Source organism: Burkholderia sp. Bp9143 (assembly GCF_003853645.1).
Classification (GTDB): Bacteria; Pseudomonadota; Gammaproteobacteria; order Burkholderiales; family Burkholderiaceae; genus Burkholderia.
Genome location: NZ_QTPO01000006.1, coordinates 106523 through 122603 on the forward strand (window position 1 = coordinate 106523; position 16081 = coordinate 122603).

The window sequence follows — 16081 nt, forward strand, 5'->3', positions numbered from 1 at the left end:
AGTATCCGTCTCTTGAGGAAAGGCGCCGCGTCAGGCGGTCGCCAGCTTCAGTGCTTCGTCGAGCGAAGCCGGATCGAACACCGATGCGCCGATCAGGTTGCCGTCGATGCGCTTCGTCAGGCCTGCCAGCACCTTGCCCGGACCGCATTCGATCACGTGCGTGACGCCCGTGCCCGCGATGTGCTGCACGCATTCGACCCAGCGCACCGGGCCTGCGGCCTGGCGCACCAGCGCGTCCTTGATCGCGGCCGGATCGCAGACCACCGCGACGTCGATGTTGTTGACGACCGGAATCTGCGGCGCCTTCACGTCGACGTTCGCAAGATAGTCGCGCAGCTGGTCCGACGCCGGCTTGAGCAGCGACGAATGGAACGGCGCCGAGACCGGCAACGGCAGCGCGCGCTTCGCGCCCTTCGCCTTCGCGATCTCGCAGGCCTTCTCGACGGCCGCCTTCGCGCCCGCGATCACGACCTGCGCCGGCGCGTTGAAGTTCACGGCTTCGACGACGCCCGCTTCCGCGGCTTCGGCGCACACCGCGCGCACCGTGTCGTCATCGAGACCCAGGATCGCGGCCATGCCGCCCTGGCCGACCGGCACGGCCGTCTGCATCGCTTGCGCGCGGAAGCGCACGAGCGGCACCGCGTCCTTGAACGCGATCGCGCCCGCGGCGACGAGCGCCGTGTATTCGCCGAGGCTGTGGCCCGCGACGATCGACGGCGCCGGGCCGCCGGCCTGCTGCCATGCGCGATAGCAGGCGTAGGCGGCCGTCAGCATCACGGGCTGCGTGTTGGTGGTCAGATTCAGCTCTTCGGCCGGACCTTCGGCGATCAGCTTGCCGAGATCCTGATTGAGTGCATCGGATGCTTCCTGGAGTGTCTCGCGCACGACGGCCAGATCGGCGAATGCGTTGAGCATGCCGACCGACTGCGAGCCCTGCCCCGGAAAAACGAATGCAAATTTCATATCGTCCCCAATTGAATCGATTCGGACGGCGCGCGCGAACGGCGCGCCGGTTCGGGATCCGCGCGCAGCTCACGCGCGCCGCGGATCAGAAACGGAAGACCGACGCGCCCCAGGTGAAGCCACCGCCGACGCCTTCGATCAGCACGTGCTGACCGCGCTGGATGCGACCGTCGCGTACCGCGGTGTCGAGCGCCAGCGGGATCGATGCAGCCGACGTGTTGCCGTGCTGGTCGACCGTCACGACCATGCGCTCCTGCGGCAGGCCGAGCTTGCGGCAGGTGCTGGTCATGATGCGGATGTTGGCCTGGTGCGGAATCAGCCAGTCGACCTGTTCGGGTGCGAGATTCGCCTTGGCGAGCGCCTCGATCGCGACCTTTTCGAGCACGTTGACCGCGAGCTTGAACACGGCCTGCCCGTCCATGTACAGGAACGCGCTGCCGTCGATCACGCCGCGATTGACATTGCCCGGTGTGCAGAGGATGTGCGAATAGCTGCCGTCCGCGTGCAGTGCGCTGCCGAGCACGCCCGGCTCGTCCGAGGCGGACAGGATCACCGCGCCCGCGCCGTCGCCGAACAGCACGCAGGTCGTGCGGTCCTTGAAATCGAGAATGCGCGAGAACGTCTCCGCGCCGACGATGAGCGCCGTGCGGTGCTGGCCGCTACGGATGAAGGCGTCGGCCGTCGCCATCGCATAGGCGAAGCCCGAGCACACGGCCTGCACGTCGAATGCCGCGCCACCGTTCTTGATGCCGAGCTTGTTCTGCAGCAGGCACGCCGTGCTGGGGAACACGAAATCGGGGGTCGAAGTCGCGACGATGATCAGGTCGATCGACTGCGGATCGATATCGGCCGCCTCGATCGCACGACGTGACGCCTCGAGCGCGAGATCGCTCGTCGTGACGTCCGGTGCGGCGAAATGGCGCGCATGGATGCCCGTGCGCGCAACGATCCACTCATCGCTCGTCTCGATGCCTTCCTTCGCGAGACGATCGGCGAGCTGCTGGTTCGTGACGCGGTCGGGCGGCAGGTAGCTGCCCGTGCCGAGCACGCGGGAATAGAGAGTCGATTGGGCCATTTATGCTTTAGAGGATTGCGCAGCGGAAGGTTCAGCGTGATGGCCTGCGGCCGGGCTCGTCTGGCCCGCGCCGCCCGCGTCGTGTTCGCCGTCGCCGAGCGACACCGAATTGTCCGCCATCGCGCGCGCGAGGCGCTCCAGCACGCCGTTTTTGACGGCATCATACCCGCGTTTGATCGCCCATTCAAACGCGTAGGCATCGGCCGAACCGTGGCTTTTGATCACGAGGCTCTTCAGCCCCAGCAGCGCCGCGCCATTGTACTGGCGGTGGTCGACGCGCTTCTTGAAGCGCATCAGCACCGGCAGCGCGAGCAGCGCCATCAGCTTCGACATCAGCGAACGGCCGAACTCCTCGCGGATGATGTCGGACAACATCTGCGCGAGCCCTTCGGACGTCTTCAGCGCGACGTTGCCGACGAAGCCGTCGCAGACGATCACGTCGACCGTGCCCTTGTAGATGTCGTTGCCTTCGACGTTGCCGCGGAAATTCAGCGTGCTGGCGCGCAGCAGTTCGCCTGCGCGCTTGATCGTCTCGTTGCCCTTGATGACCTCTTCGCCGATGTTCAGCAGGCCGATCGTCGGACGCTCCTTGCCTTCGAGCGCGGCGACGAGCGCATGCCCCATCTCCGCGAACTGCAGCAGGTGCTGCGGCTCGCAGTCGACGTTCGCGCCGAGGTCCAGCATCATCGTGTAGCCGGTCGGGTTCGGCAGTGCGAACGCGATCGCGGGCCGCTCGATGCCGGGCAGCGTCTTGAGGACATAACGGGACACGGCCATCAGCGCGCCGGTGTTGCCGGCGGAGATACAGGCCTGGGCCGCGCCCTCCTTGACGTGGTTGAGCGCGACACGCATCGAAGAATCCTTCTTCTTGCGCAGCGCCACTTCGACAGGGTCGTCCATCGCCACGACTTCGGTGGCGGGCACGATGGTCAGCGCGGGATCGTCGAGGGCTTTCAGCTTCTTCAGCTGCGCGCGGATCGCGCTTTCGATGCCGACGAGCATCAGGTGCGCATCGGGATGCGCGCGGACGAACTTGACTGCCGCGGGAACGGTCACGGACGGGCCGTGGTCGCCTCCCATGCAATCGATTGTGAGCTTTACGGTCATGGAATGCGACGAATTTCAGGCACAAAAAAGCGGCAGTTGAATGCCGCCTTTTTGTTGAGCCAGGAAAGTGTCAAGCGAACCAGTTGTCACGCGAACGGCGATCGTAGCGCGCAACGCGTGACTTGACGCTTAGTCGTTCTTCGTCTTGACGACTTTCTTGCCGCGATAGTAGCCGTTCGGGCTGACGTGGTGACGCAGGTGCACCTCACCCGTGCTCGGCTCGACTGCCAGCGGCGCTGCCGTCAGGAAATCGTGCGAACGATGCATGCCGCGCTTCGACGGCGACTTCTTGTTTTGCTGGACTGCCATGACTAACTCCTAAATAATTTTCCGGATTCTAACACAGCCCGATCCGGCGCTTAACTACCCTGGCCCAAAGCCCTTACGCCTTCCCGCGCCACAACTGCTTAGTGTTTCTTGCTGCCGTCCCCGTCCTTCTTCAGCGCTTCCAGCGCCGCGAACGGATTCGGCCGTTTGCCTTCGTCCTCGTCTTCGACGGACTCGTCGTCCGCGTCTTCCGAAGGACCGCTCGCACCCGACACGAGGCTTTCGTGAACTGCCGGGCAAACCTCGTGCTTGGGCACGAGCGGCAACGAAAGCAGCAATTCCTCTTCGATCAAGTCGACGAGATCGAACTGGCGTGAGCCCACGATCACATCGGCTTCATCGTCGTCGAGCGGAAATTCTTCAGCTTCTTCTTCGGTCTCAACGACCCGGTACGTCATGTCGACGTCGAACGTCTGGTCGTACGGGGTCATGCAGCGCTGGCACGTGAGCCACGCATGGCCGTGCACCGCAAGGCGCAGATACGGCTGCTGCCCATCGGCGCCGTCGTCCTGCAACTCCTTCTGGGTGAACCCTTCGGCCTGCCACGTGAAGACCGTGTCGCGATCGGGCGCGTCCGCCGGTACTTCTTTCAACATGCGCGGCAGTTGCGACAGGCGCACGGCACCCGCTGCCTGCCGCCCGCTGCGGGCGAATTCGAACAGGTCGACTGCGTGCGGATCAAGCGCTACCGCAGGCTTGCCAGAAGAAGTGTTCATGTTGCGCTCCTGCCTACAGGCTGACTTGCGGGATCCGGCTTGCCGGCGCTGCTCATCTGGCGCCGCTCACTCACGTACGCGATCTACACCACGTACGATGCGTACTTTACTTCCGAAGTCCCGGCAGGCGCCACCACAGCGGAAGCCTGCCGACGAAAAGCGGGAAAGCATACCTGTTTTACCTTTTACGGTCAATCACTTATGCTTGCGCCCTCGCAACACCGCGCCACACCTGACGACTCACCGACCCAATCGACCATGCCGGATACCGTTTGCCGCCCGCCGCGGCTGATTCTCGCCTCCAGTTCTCGCTACCGCCGCGTGCTCCTCGAGCGCCTCGGCATGCCGTTCGACGTCGTGTCGCCCGACCTCGACGAATCCCCGCTCGCGGGCGAAACGCCCGCCGCGACCGCGCTGCGCCTCGCCGGCGCGAAGGCACGCGCGGTCGCCGCGACGATCGACGCGCCGGACGGCGTGCTCGTGATCGGGTCGGACCAGGTCGCGACGTTCGACGGCCACCAGATCGGCAAGCCCGGCACGCACGAGCGCGCGCTCGCGCAGCTCCTGTCGATGCAGGGCCGCGACGTCGAATTCCACAGTGCGCTCAGCCTGTACGACAGCCGCACCGGCGAAACGCAGAGCGAGGACGTCGTCACGCACGTGCGCTTTCGTTCGCTGCCCGAAGCCGAACTCGACGCGTACCTGCGCGCGGAAACGCCGTACGACGTCGCCGGCAGCGCGAAGTCCGAAGGGCTCGGCATCGCGCTGCTGGATGCGATCGACTCCAACGACCCGACGGCGCTCGTCGGCCTGCCGCTGATCGCGCTCACGCGGATGCTGCGCGCCGCGGGCTATCCGCTGTTCGCTACCCAAGGAGACCGCGCATGACGGCCGGCACGCTCTATCTCGTTCCGAACACCCTCGGTGAAGGCGACGCATCGATGCTCGCCGCCGTGCTGCCCGCCGCCGTGCAGGCGCGCGCAGGCACGCTCGGCTATTACATCGGCGAAAACGCGAAAACGACCCGCGCGTTCCTGAAGAAGATCGGCACGACGCGGCCGATCCAGGAAATCGAGATTCGGGAACTGAACGTCAATACGCCGGCCGGCGAGATCGAGCGGCTGCTCGCACCGGTACTGGCTGGCGCGGACGCCGGGCTCGTGTCCGAGGCCGGCTGCCCCGCCGTTGCCGATCCCGGCGCGCTGCTGGTCCGCCGTGCGCACGAGCGCGGCGTGAAGGTCGTGCCGCTCGTCGGGCCGAGTTCGATCCTGCTCGCGCTGATGGCGTCGGGTCTGAACGGCCAGAGTTTCGCGTTCAACGGCTACCTGCCGGTCGATGCGGCCGCGCGCGCGAAACGCCTGCGCGAGCTCGAACAGCTGTCGCGCAAGGCGCGCCAGACGCAGATCTTCATCGAGACGCCGTACCGGAACCAGGCGATGCTCGACACGCTCGTCGCGACCTGTGCGCCGTCGACGCAGATCTGCGTCGCGGCCGACCTGACCCTCGAGACCGAGACGATCGCCAGCCGCTCCGTGGCGGACTGGAAAAAGGCGCCGGCGCCGAATCTGCAGAAACGCCCCGCCATCTTCCTGCTGCTCGCGAACTGAGGCCGGCACCGGCCACAGCCTCGCGACACGAGGCGCCCGACCCCGATCGCCGCGGCGCCGGCCGGCGCTCAGCGCAGGCTGAACGACGTGCCGCCCGCAGTGAGCGCCTTCATCGCGGCGCCGCCGACCGCCGCACCAAACTTGCGTGCGACGCGATTCGTCAGGCTTTCCTTCACCGTGTAGTCGACGAGATCCGGCGCCTTCAGCACGTCGCGCGCGACCGTGTCGGTCGTGCCGTAGCCGTCGGCGAGCCCGAGCTCGACGCTCTTCTCGCCCGTCCAGAACAGGCCGGAGAACATGTCGGGCGTTTCGTGCAGCCGCTTGCCGCGGCCATCCTTCACCGCCTTGATGAACTGCGCATGGACCTGGTCGAGCAGCGCCTGCGCATGGGCATCCATCTTCGGCGTCTCGGGCGAGAACGGGTCGTAAAAGCCCTTGTTTTCGCCCGACGTGTGCAGGCGGCGATCGACGCCGAGCTTGCCCATCAGGCCCGTGAAGCCGAATCCGTCCATCAGCACGCCGATCGAGCCGACGATGCTCGCCTTGTCGACGAAGATCTTGTCGGCGGCGGACGCAATGTAATAACCGCCCGAGGCGCACATGTCGGTCACGACGACGTACAACGGCTTGCCCGGATACTTCGTGCGCAGCCGACGGATCTCGTCGTAGACCATCCCCGCCTGCACCGGGCTACCGCCCGGGCTGTTGATCCGCAGCACGACGCCGGCCGTGCCGTCGTCGTCGAACGCCGCATCGAGTGCCGTGTTGATGTCGTCGGCATTCGCGTTGGTGCCCGCCGCGATCTCGCCGTCGATCGTCACGAGCGCCGTGTGGCGCCCGCTCGACGCGAACTTCGAGTCGCTCGAGAAATCGATCAGCGCGAACGCGAGCAGCGCGAACACGCCGAGGAACGCGAAGCGGAAGAAGATCTTCCAGCGACGCGCCGCGCGCTGTTCCTTGACGGCCGCGAGCGCGATCCGCTCGAGCGCCGCGCGCTCCCAGTTCGGTTCGCGGCTGTCGGGACGGGACGAGGAATCAGGAATATTCGGTTGGTCGGCCATGCAGTGGTGTCGTCAGTCGGTCGTGGCGGGAGGGGTCGGAGCGGCGGGACCCAGGTCGGCATCTGGCACCCAGAATACCGCACGCCCGTCCGGCGTGTCGCGCTCGTCGACCTCGACCGGCCGCAGGCGGCCGCCGCGGCACGGGCCGCCGACGCACTTGCCGGTATCCGGCGCGTAGATCGCGCCGTGCGTCGCGCACATCAGGTACAGGCCCGACGACTCGAAGAACTGCCCTTCGGCCCAGTCGAGCTCCATCGGCACGTGTGCACAGCGGTTCAGATAGCCGTAGGCGCGGCCGTCGTAGCGCACGAAGAACACGACCGCCTGCTCGCCGCGCAGCGTCGCGTCGACGCGCACGCCGGCGCCGCCGTCGGCCAGCGCGTCCGATGCGCAGACGCGCACGGCTCCCGGCGCCGCGCTCATGCGTGCTCCCGCAGCCACGCCGCCAGCGCGTCGACGTCCGGCGCGACGAAGCGCGGCGTCAGCGCGGCCAATGCATCGGCCGTGTGCGCGCCGTACGAGACGCCGATGCCGGCCGCCCCTGCACTCGCGGCCATCTGCAGGTCGTGCGTGGTGTCGCCGATCATCACGGTACGCGCCAGGTCCTGCCCCAATTCGCGGGACAGTTCGTGCAACATCGCCGGGTGCGGCTTCGAGAACGTTTCGTCCGCGCAGCGCGTCGCATCGAACAGGCTCGTCAGCTTCGACTGGTCGAGCACGCGGTTCAGCCCGACCCGGCCCTTGCCGGTCGCGACCGCGAGCAAGTAACCGGTATCGCGTAATTCCGCGAGCAGTTCGCGCACGCCGGTGAACAGCTCGATGCGCTGATCGTCCAGCAGGTAGTGATGGCGATAACGTTCGGCCAGCCGTGGATAGTCGGACGGATCGAGGGTCGGAGCGGTAATCTGCAACGCATCACGCAGGCCGAGGCCGATCACGTAGCGGGACGCCTCGTCCGACGGCGTAGGCAGACCGAGATCGCGGCAAGCGGCCTGGATGCTGTGCGCGATGTGCGCAGTCGAATCCATCAGCGTGCCGTCCCAGTCGAAGACGATCAGATCAAATTGCTGTCGGGCCATGCGAGTCAGGCGGTATCGCGCAGAGCGCTGAGTTGGTCGAGGAAGCGCCGGCATTCGTCCGGCAGCGGCGCGTCGAACTGCAGCGCCTCGCCGGTCAGCGGATGCGCGAGCTTCAGCCGGTGCGCATGCAGGAACATCCGTTTGAGCGACGGCTGCGCGTTCGCGCGCGCCAGCGCCTTGTTCAGTGCGAAATCGCCATACTTGGCGTCGCCGGCAATCGGCAGGCCGAGATGCGCGAGGTGCACACGGATCTGATGAGTCCGACCCGTTTTGAGTTCCGCTTCGACGAGCGCGTAGCCGGGCCAGCGGTCGACGAGGTTGAATATCGTATGGGACGGCAGCCCGTCGTCCTGCACGCGTACGCGCCGCTCCCCTTCCGGGGTCGAATACTTGAACAGCGGCGCCTTCACCACGCGGCGGCGGCCCCAGTCGGGCTGCCATTCGCCGTGGCCGCACGCGAAGTAGCGCTTGTCCATCCGGTTTTCGCGGATCTGCTCGTGCAGGCCCACGAGCGCCGTGCGCTTCTTCGCGAGCATCAGGATCCCGGACGTCTCGCGGTCGAGCCGGTGCACCAGTTCGAGGAATTTCGCGCGCGGGCGCGCCTGGCGCATCTGCTCGATCACGCCGAACGCGACGCCGCTGCCGCCGTGCACGGCAACGCCAGCCGGTTTGTTGATGACGAGCATCGCGTCGTCCTCGTACAGCACGTCGAAATTCGCGGGCGGCACGATCGGTGTGTCGGCGCGCGCGAGGTCGGCCGCCGCCACGCGCACCGGCGGCACACGGACGATGTCGCCGAACGCGAGCCGGTACTGCGCATCGACCCGCCCCTTATTCACGCGCACTTCGCCGCTGCGCAGGATCCGGTAGATATGGCTTTTCGGCACGCCTTTACAGACGCGCAACAGGAAGTTGTCGATCCGCTGACCGGCCGAGTTTTCATCGATCTCGATCATCGATACCTGGCCGCTTGCGACCGAATTCTGGGATATTTTGCCTAACTCGTTCATACTGAATATAATTTTGCCCAGCCTGACGTTGCGGGCGGCCTCACCGGCCGGCCCGGACTGACCGGGCAAGGCGCAAGCGCAAACCGTTATTTTACTTGCGCCGGGGGTCTGCTGCTCGCCCCTAATCAAAGAGAAGCAGCAAGTTGCACGCACGGCGCCGCCCGTCGGCAAGGATCGCGCCCACAGGCGGATTCGGTCGGCAAGGCGCCGCGGTAACGGAAAGTTGGTTGAAAAGAATTTGATCGGCAGCCCGACGGCGCGAAGTGTGTCCGCGCGGGCTGCCGGTTGCGAAAATTACGGCGTTGCGCCCGATTTGGTCCCGCGAAGCGTGCGGGGCCTGGCGACGTCAAACCAGGGAAGTACACCCCAGGCGGGAAAGTCGGGCTGGATTCGATACTCCCCGCTGCGGCCCAAGCCGCAGCATCTGCCGCCCGTTGGCACGCGCGACGCATGACGACGCGCCCCGCGGCAGTGCCCGGCCTCAGGCTTAGCGCGCTCTGACAGCGTGCGGTGTGTGGACGCCGTGCTTTGAAGCCGTGTTCGCAGGTGCCCTATGGCCGCCGGCCCCGTCTTTCGGGCCCAAGCGCCTCTTCAGGCAATTCTCCCCGCCATCGTTCCCGCTCCAGCGTGCTTGTGACAACACAACAAGGCGCGGCCTGCCGTCGTTCCCGCCCTCGCGACTGACAACCGCGAGGCGCCGCCAGCAGAGCCGCCTGGAGTCGTTCATGAAACGCATGCTGTTCAATGCGACGCAGCAGGAGGAGTTGCGCGTCGCCATCGTCGATGGGCAGAAGCTCATCGACATCGACATCGAGACAGCCGGGCGCGAACAGCGCAAGGGCAATATCTACAAAGGTGTCATCACCCGTATCGAGCCGTCGCTCGAAGCGTGCTTCGTCAACTATGGCGAAGACCGCCACGGCTTCCTGCCGTTCAAGGAAGTCGCCCGCCAGTACTTCAAGGAAGGCATCGACATGCGCTCCGCGCGCATCCAGGATGCCCTGCGCGAAGGCCAGGAGCTGATCGTCCAGGTCGAGAAGGAAGAGCGTGGCAACAAGGGCGCCGCCCTCACTACGTTCATCTCGCTCGCCGGCCGCTACCTCGTGCTGATGCCGAACAACCCGCGCGGCGGCGGTGTGTCGCGCCGGATCGAAGGCGACGAGCGCCAGGAACTGCGCGAAACGATGGCGCAACTGCAGATTCCCGACGGGATGAGCATGATCGCCCGTACCGCGGGCATCGGCCGCAGCGCCGAGGAACTGCAGTGGGACCTGAACTACCTGCTGCAACTGTGGCGCGCGATCGAAGCGGCGTCGCAAAGCGGCAACGCCGGCCAGCCGATGCTGATCTACCTGGAATCGAGCCTCGTGATCCGCGCGATCCGAGACTATTTCCAGCCCGATATCGGCGAAATCCTGATCGACACGAACGAAATCCACGATCAGGCACGCGCATTCATGGATATCGTGATGCCGGACAACGTCGCGAAGGTGAAGCGCTACCACGACGACGTGCCGCTGTTCTCCCGCTTCCAGATCGAGCACCAGATCGAGACCGCGTACTCGCGCACGGTGCCGCTACCGTCGGGCGGCGCGATCGTGATCGACCACACCGAAGCGCTCGTCGCGATCGACGTGAACTCGGCGCGCGCCACCAAGGGTGCGGACATCGAGGAAACGGCGACCCGCACGAACCTCGAAGCGGCCGACGAAGTCGCCCGCCAGCTGCGCCTGCGCGACCTCGGCGGCCTGATCGTGATCGATTTCATCGACATGGAATCGGCCAAGAGCCAGCGTGAAGTCGAGCAACGCCTGAAGGACGCGCTCAAGCACGACCGTGCGCGCGTGCAGATGGGCAAGATCTCCCGCTTCGGCCTGATGGAACTGTCGCGCCAGCGCCTGCGACCGGCCCTGTCGGAAGGCAGCCACGTGACGTGCCCGCGCTGTAACGGCACCGGTCATATCCGCGACACCGAATCGTCCGCGCTGCAGGTCCTGCGGATCATTCAGGAAGAAGCGATGAAGGAAAACACCGCGGCGATCCACTGCCAGGTGCCGGTCGAGGTGACCGCCTTCCTGCTCAACGAAAAGCGTCAGGAAATCAACAAGATCGAGTCGCGCTTCAAGGTCGGCATCGTGCTGATCCCGAACAAGCATCTCGATACGCCGCACTACAAGCTCGAGCGCCTGCGCCACGACGACGCGCGCCTCGACGATCCGCGCGCATCCTGGAAGATGGCCGAGGAAGCAGCCCGCGAACTCGAGTCGGAAACCGGCTACAGCAAGCGCGCGGCCGAAGTGAAGCCGAAGCAGGAAGCCGCGGTCAAGGGCATCACGCCCGAGCGTCCGGCCCCGAGCCCGGCACCGCAGCGCCCGGTCGAGCCGGTTCCGGCACCCGCACCGGTCGCCGCGGCAAGCGGCGGCTTCATCGGTTGGCTGAAGGGTCTGTTCGGCATGTCGCCGGCTCCGGCGCCCGCGCCGGTTGCACCGGCACCGGCAAAGGAACAGGCTGCCCGTCCGGCCCGCGAGCGGACCGAGAAGACCGAGCAGCGCGGCGGCGATCGCAACCGCAACCGTCGTGGCGGCACCCAGCAGGCTCAGGGGGGTCGCGACCAGGCAGCGGCAGGTCGTGGCCAGTCGCAACGCCAGGAACGCGAAGGCAAGGAAGCGCGCGAGCCGCGTGAACCGCGCGAGGGTCGCGAACCGCGTGAAGGCCGCGAGCCGCGCGAAGGTCGTGAGGGCCGCGAAGGTCGCGAGGGCCGTGGCCCGCGCGAAGGCCGCGAACCGCGTGAGCCGCGTGAAAGCCGTGAGCCGCGTGAACCGCGCGAGCGCACCGAGCAGCCGGAAGCCGTCGAGGCGGCAGGCCGCGGCGAACGTCGCGAGCGCGGTGAGCGCCGCAAGCCGACGCAACACGCGGCTACGCTCGAGACTGTCACCCGTGGCGAGAACCATCCGGAAGCGGAAGCCGACCAGGCCGCAGCCGTCGCCCTGCCGGGCGCCGATATCGCAGCCGACGCGGAAGCCGGCGCACGTGACGGTGAGGAACGTCGCCGCCGCCGCCGCGGCCGCCGTGGCGGTCGTCGCGAACGCGAGGATGAAGGCGCAGTCGTCGACAACGTCGAGCAAGGCGCGGACGGCGAAGCCGCCGTTCAGGCCGTGACGACGGAAGCCCAGAGCGCGGTCGAGCCGGCCCATACGGCCGCACCGGTCGCGGTTGCAGCTGTCGCCGCAACCGGCGCCGCCGTTGCCGAAGCAGCCATCGAGCAGCGTGCCGAAGCGGCCGCGCCGGTCGCAGCCGAGCCGCAATCGGCACCGGTTCGTGTCGAAGCGACGCCGGTCGCGCCGCTCGAGCCCGCCCCGGTCGCACCGGCAGCCGAGCCGGCACCGGTCGCGCCGGCCGCTGCTCCGGAAGCCAGCCCGGCACCGGTCGCGGTTTCGCCGACCGATGCGTTCGAAGTGCCGGCCGCGCCTGCTGCCGTCGAAGCGCCGCAGTCCGCGCCCGTCGAGCAGGCCGCACCGGCGCCGGTCGTCGCAGTCGACGCTGCTCCGGCAACCGTCGAACCGGCTCACGTCGAAGCCGCACCGGTCCAAGCCGTTGCCGCACCGGCTCCGGCGCCCGTCCAGCCGGCCGCTGCGCCTGCTCTGGCGAGCCTCGATGTCGTGCTGGAACAGGCCGGTCTCGTGTGGGTGAACACCGACGCCGACAAGTTCCGCGCAGCTCAGGAAGCCGCGTCGCGCCTGCCGCGCGCGGTCCGCGTGCCGCGCGAGCGCAAGTCGCTGCCGCCGGTCGACCCGACCCCGATGCAGCAGGTCGAAACGTCGCACCATTAAGCGGCGCATCGCCCGACCAGGAAAAGCCCGCCTCCGGCGGGCTTTTTCATTTCCGTGCTGCGGGTTTCCGCCCACCGGCCCGGCCGGCCGCTTGCGGCTAAAATAGAGGTCTGGCTCGCACTTCTTTCAACATGTCCCGACGCATCATTCCTCTCGCCAACGTCAGCGGGATGCCGGATATCTCCGGCGTCGCGCATATCCCTGACGGCGCCCTGGCCGACACGTTCGCCAGGCCGCTGCGCGACCTGCGCATCTCGGTGACGGACCGCTGCAACTTCCGCTGTGTGTACTGCATGCCGCGGGACGTGTTCGACAAGGACTACCCGTTCCTGCCGCACAGCGCACTCCTCACGCACGAAGAGATCGAGCGCGTGGCTCGGCTGTTCGTCGCACACGGCGTCGAAAAGATCCGGATCACCGGCGGCGAGCCGCTGCTGCGCAAGAACCTCGAATTCCTGATCGAGCGCCTCGCGCGCCTGACGACCCATGACGGCCGCCCGCTCGACCTGACGCTGACCACCAACGGCTCGCTGCTCGCGCGCAAGGCGCGCGCGCTGAAGGACGCCGGCCTCACGCGCGTGACGGTCAGCCTCGACGCGCTCGACGACACGCTGTTCAAGCGCATGAACGACGCCGACTTCGCCAGCGCCGACGTGCTCGACGGCATCTTCGCCGCGCAGGCCGTGGGCCTCGCGCCGGTCAAGGTCAACATGGTCGTGAAGCGCGGCACCAACGACGGCGAGATCCTGCCGATGGCCGAGCGCTTCCGCGGCACCGGTGTCATCCTGCGCTTCATCGAATACATGGACGTCGGCACGTCGAACGGCTGGAACATGACCGAGGTGCTGCCGTCCGCGGACGTCGTCGCACGGATCGCCGAACAGTTCCCGCTCGTGCCGCTCGAGCCGCACACGGCGGCGGAAACCGCGCAGCGCTGGGGCTATGCGGACGGCAGCGGCGAAATCGGCGTGATCTCGAGCGTCACGCAGGCATTCTGCGGCGACTGCACGCGCGCGCGGCTGTCGACCGAAGGCAAGCTGTACCTGTGCCTGTTCGCGTCGACCGGCCATGACCTGCGCGCACTGGTACGCGGCGGCGCCAGCGACGCCGAGATCGCGACCGCGATCGCCCGGATCTGGCAGGCCCGCACCGACCGCTATTCGCAGCTGCGCGGCAGCGCGGCCGCCGACGCCGCGCCCGACGGCGCCAGCAAGCGCGTCGAAATGTCGTATATCGGCGGCTGACGCGCGCCGCCCGCCCCGATTTCCCGCGATGTCCGCTTCCGCCTCGCCTTCCATCACCGGCCTGCTGCTCGCGGGCGGACGCGCGACGCGCATGGACGGCGCCGACAAGGGCCTGCAGCTGCTGGACGGTACGCCGCTCGCACTGCACGTGCTGCGCCGGCTCTCGCCGCAAGTCGACGAGACGCTGATCAGCGCGAATCGCAACGCCGATCGCTACGCCGAACTCGGTGCGCCGTTCGACGCGCGCATCGTGCCGGACGAAACACCCGATTTCCCCGGCCCGCTCGCGGGCCTGCTCGCCGGCATGCGGGCGGCGCGCGGTCCGCTCGTCGCGTGCTCGCCGTGCGATACACCCTATTTGCCGGCCGACCTCGTCGCGCGGCTGCACGCGGCGCTCGACGCGCAGCAGGCCGACATCGCGATGGCGGTGACCGTCGACGCACAGCACGCGCGTTCGCCGCAGCCGACCTTCGCGCTGCTGCGCACGTCGCTCGCCGACGATCTCGCGGCCGGGCTCGCGGCCGGCGAGCGCAAGGTGCGTGCGTGGTACGCACGCCACAAGACGGTCGAAGTCGAGTTTCGCGACGAGCGTGCGTTTTACAATGCCAACTCCTGGCAGGAACTTGCCGCGCTTGCCCGCCGCTGACGGCACCGGCATGCGTTCCCGCCCGCCGCATGCGCCTTCGCGCTCAGGCGCCCTCCGCGCGCCACCGGCCACGAACCCGATACGCCTTGCGGCGCAGTCCGACTGATGATCACGCAATCCTCGCCCGCCTCCCGACCCGCACCCGATTCCGCGGCCCCGCTGTCGCTCGCCGACGCGCAGGCGCTCGCGTGCCGGTTCGCGGTGCCCGTCGACGCGTGCACCACGGTGTCGCTGCATGACGCCCTCGACCGCGTGCTCGCGGTCGACGTGAATGCACCATTCGACATTCCCGCGTACGACAACTCGGCGATGGACGGCTATGCATTCGACGGCAGCGCAGGCACGCTTGCATCGACCGCCGACATCGCGCTGACGGTCGCCGGCACGGCGTTCGCCGGCCATCCGTTCGACGGCACCGTGGCACCCGGCACGTGCATCCGCATCATGACCGGCGCACCGATGCCGGCCGGATGCGACACGGTCATTCCGCAAGAACGCGTACGCGTCGACGGCGACGTCATCCGCTTCGCCGCGCACGACGCCGCGCGCGGCGCAAACTGCCGCCGGGCCGGCGAGGATCTCGCGCGCGGCGCCTGCGCGCTTGCCGCCGGCCGCATCCTGCGCCCGTCCGATCTCGGCCTGCTCGCATCGTTCGGGTTGCGCGAAGTCACGGTGCGCCGCCGCGTGCGCGTCGCCGTGTTCTCGACCGGCGACGAACTGCTCGAACCCGGCGAGCCGCTCGGTCGCGGCACGCTGTACGACAGCAATCGCGGGATGCTGGTCGCGATGCTCGAAAGGCTGCATATCGACGCGATCGATCTCGGGATCGTCCGCGACGATCCGGCGGCGCTCGAACGCGCGCTGCGCGATGCCGCCGCCGCACAGGCCGACGCGGTGATCACGTCAGGCGGCGTGTCGGTCGGCGAAGCCGATTTCACGCGCGACGTGATGGCGCGGCTCGGCGACGTGACCTTCGCGAGCCTCGCCCTGCGGCCCGGCCGGCCACTCGCGTGCGGCACGCTCGCGGGCGCGGGCGACGGCGCTGGCCACGTACTGTTCTTCGGGCTGCCCGGCAATCCGGTCGCGTCCGCCGTGACGTTCTACGCGATCGTGCGCCCCGCACTGCTGACGCTGGCCGGCGCCCATACGCCGCCGCCGGCGCTCTACCCGGCACGCAGCACGCAGGCGCTGAAAAAGCGTCCGGGCCGTACCGAATACCTGCGCTCGATCGCGACGCGCGACGCCGACGGCCAGTGGCACGTCGCGCCGACCGGTTCGCAGAGTTCCGCATCGCTGAGCGGCCTCGCGGCCGCCAACTGTTTCATCGTCCTGGGCCACGATACCGCGGCAGTCGACGCGGGCGCCCCAGTCGACATCCTGCCGCTCGACGGCCTGATCTGAATTCCAATCGGTATA

Annotated in this window: 15 protein-coding genes; 6 read left to right on the forward strand and 9 right to left on the reverse strand. The window is 67.8% G+C overall.

Translation table 11 applies throughout. The annotated features are described in order from the left end of the window. Window positions 1–30 precede the first annotated feature (30 nt). From fabD to DIE23_RS06225, 5 genes are all read right to left on the reverse strand, one after another. The gene (gene fabD, locus DIE23_RS06205) at window positions 31–963 is read right to left on the reverse strand and encodes an ACP S-malonyltransferase (RefSeq protein WP_124611303.1); all 933 of its coding nucleotides are present in this window, start codon (window positions 961–963) and stop codon (window positions 31–33) included. Between the two features lie 85 nt (window positions 964–1048). Then, window positions 1049–2038, reverse strand: a complete 990-nt coding sequence (locus tag DIE23_RS06210; protein ID WP_124611304.1) for a beta-ketoacyl-ACP synthase III — start codon at window positions 2036–2038, stop codon at window positions 1049–1051. After that, complete coding sequence (gene plsX / locus DIE23_RS06215) at window positions 2039–3145, reverse strand: phosphate acyltransferase PlsX (RefSeq protein ID WP_057928056.1); 1107 nt, start codon at window positions 3143–3145, stop codon at window positions 2039–2041. It abuts the gene before it with no gap. Between the two features lie 129 nt (window positions 3146–3274). After that, complete coding sequence (rpmF, locus tag DIE23_RS06220) at window positions 3275–3454, reverse strand: 50S ribosomal protein L32 (protein WP_006051932.1); 180 nt, start codon at window positions 3452–3454, stop codon at window positions 3275–3277. A gap of 98 nt (window positions 3455–3552) precedes the next feature. Next, window positions 3553–4188, reverse strand: a complete 636-nt coding sequence (locus DIE23_RS06225) for a DUF177 domain-containing protein (RefSeq protein WP_124611305.1) — start codon at window positions 4186–4188, stop codon at window positions 3553–3555. A 258-nt stretch (window positions 4189–4446) separates the two neighbouring features. Here DIE23_RS06225 and DIE23_RS06230 point away from each other — a divergent pair, with 258 nt between their 5' ends. Together DIE23_RS06230 and DIE23_RS06235 are read left to right on the forward strand one after the other, a co-directional pair. Beyond that, complete coding sequence (locus DIE23_RS06230; protein ID WP_124611306.1) at window positions 4447–5076, forward strand: Maf-like protein; 630 nt, start codon at window positions 4447–4449, stop codon at window positions 5074–5076. Then, the gene (locus tag DIE23_RS06235) at window positions 5073–5795 is read left to right on the forward strand and encodes an SAM-dependent methyltransferase (RefSeq protein WP_124611307.1); all 723 of its coding nucleotides are present in this window, start codon (window positions 5073–5075) and stop codon (window positions 5793–5795) included. Before DIE23_RS06230 ends, DIE23_RS06235 begins: the two co-directional genes overlap by 4 nt. 68 nt (window positions 5796–5863) lie before the next feature. Here the strand turns inward: DIE23_RS06235 and DIE23_RS06240 are convergent, their stop codons facing one another. From DIE23_RS06240 to DIE23_RS06255, 4 genes are read right to left on the reverse strand one after another with little or no spacing between them, the layout of a single operon-like run. Then, entirely contained in the window at window positions 5864–6856 is a 993-nt protein-coding gene (locus tag DIE23_RS06240) for a S49 family peptidase (RefSeq protein WP_124611308.1), read from the reverse strand. A gap of 12 nt (window positions 6857–6868) precedes the next feature. Then, window positions 6869–7279 carry a Rieske 2Fe-2S domain-containing protein gene (locus DIE23_RS06245; protein WP_124611309.1) on the reverse strand — a complete coding sequence of 137 codons (411 nt, stop codon included), beginning with the start codon at window positions 7277–7279 and terminating at the stop codon, window positions 6869–6871. Continuing rightward, window positions 7276–7935, reverse strand: a complete 660-nt coding sequence (locus DIE23_RS06250; protein ID WP_124611310.1) for an HAD-IA family hydrolase — start codon at window positions 7933–7935, stop codon at window positions 7276–7278. Before DIE23_RS06250 ends, DIE23_RS06245 begins: the two co-directional genes overlap by 4 nt. Before the next feature lie 5 nt (window positions 7936–7940). Then, window positions 7941–8945, reverse strand: a complete 1005-nt coding sequence (locus tag DIE23_RS06255; RefSeq protein WP_124611386.1) for an RluA family pseudouridine synthase — start codon at window positions 8943–8945, stop codon at window positions 7941–7943. 725 nt (window positions 8946–9670) lie between these two features. Here DIE23_RS06255 and DIE23_RS06265 point away from each other — a divergent pair. The 4 genes from DIE23_RS06265 (at window position 9671) to glp (ending at window position 16066) form a co-directional block, all read left to right on the forward strand. Then, window positions 9671–12775: an Rne/Rng family ribonuclease gene (locus DIE23_RS06265; protein ID WP_124611311.1), complete on the forward strand. Its 3105-nt coding sequence runs from the start codon at window positions 9671–9673 to the stop codon at window positions 12773–12775. A gap of 131 nt (window positions 12776–12906) precedes the next feature. Further along, window positions 12907–14019 (forward strand): GTP 3',8-cyclase MoaA, encoded by a 1113-nt coding sequence (moaA, locus tag DIE23_RS06270; protein WP_124611312.1) that lies wholly within the window; start codon window positions 12907–12909, stop codon window positions 14017–14019. A 28-nt stretch (window positions 14020–14047) separates the two neighbouring features. Continuing rightward, window positions 14048–14665: a molybdenum cofactor guanylyltransferase MobA gene (gene mobA, locus DIE23_RS06275; protein WP_124611313.1), complete on the forward strand. Its 618-nt coding sequence runs from the start codon at window positions 14048–14050 to the stop codon at window positions 14663–14665. Window positions 14666–14770: 105 nt separating this feature from the next. Then, the gene (gene glp / locus DIE23_RS06280) at window positions 14771–16066 is read left to right on the forward strand and encodes a gephyrin-like molybdotransferase Glp (RefSeq protein ID WP_124611314.1); all 1296 of its coding nucleotides are present in this window, start codon (window positions 14771–14773) and stop codon (window positions 16064–16066) included. Window positions 16067–16081: the final 15 nt, after the last annotated feature.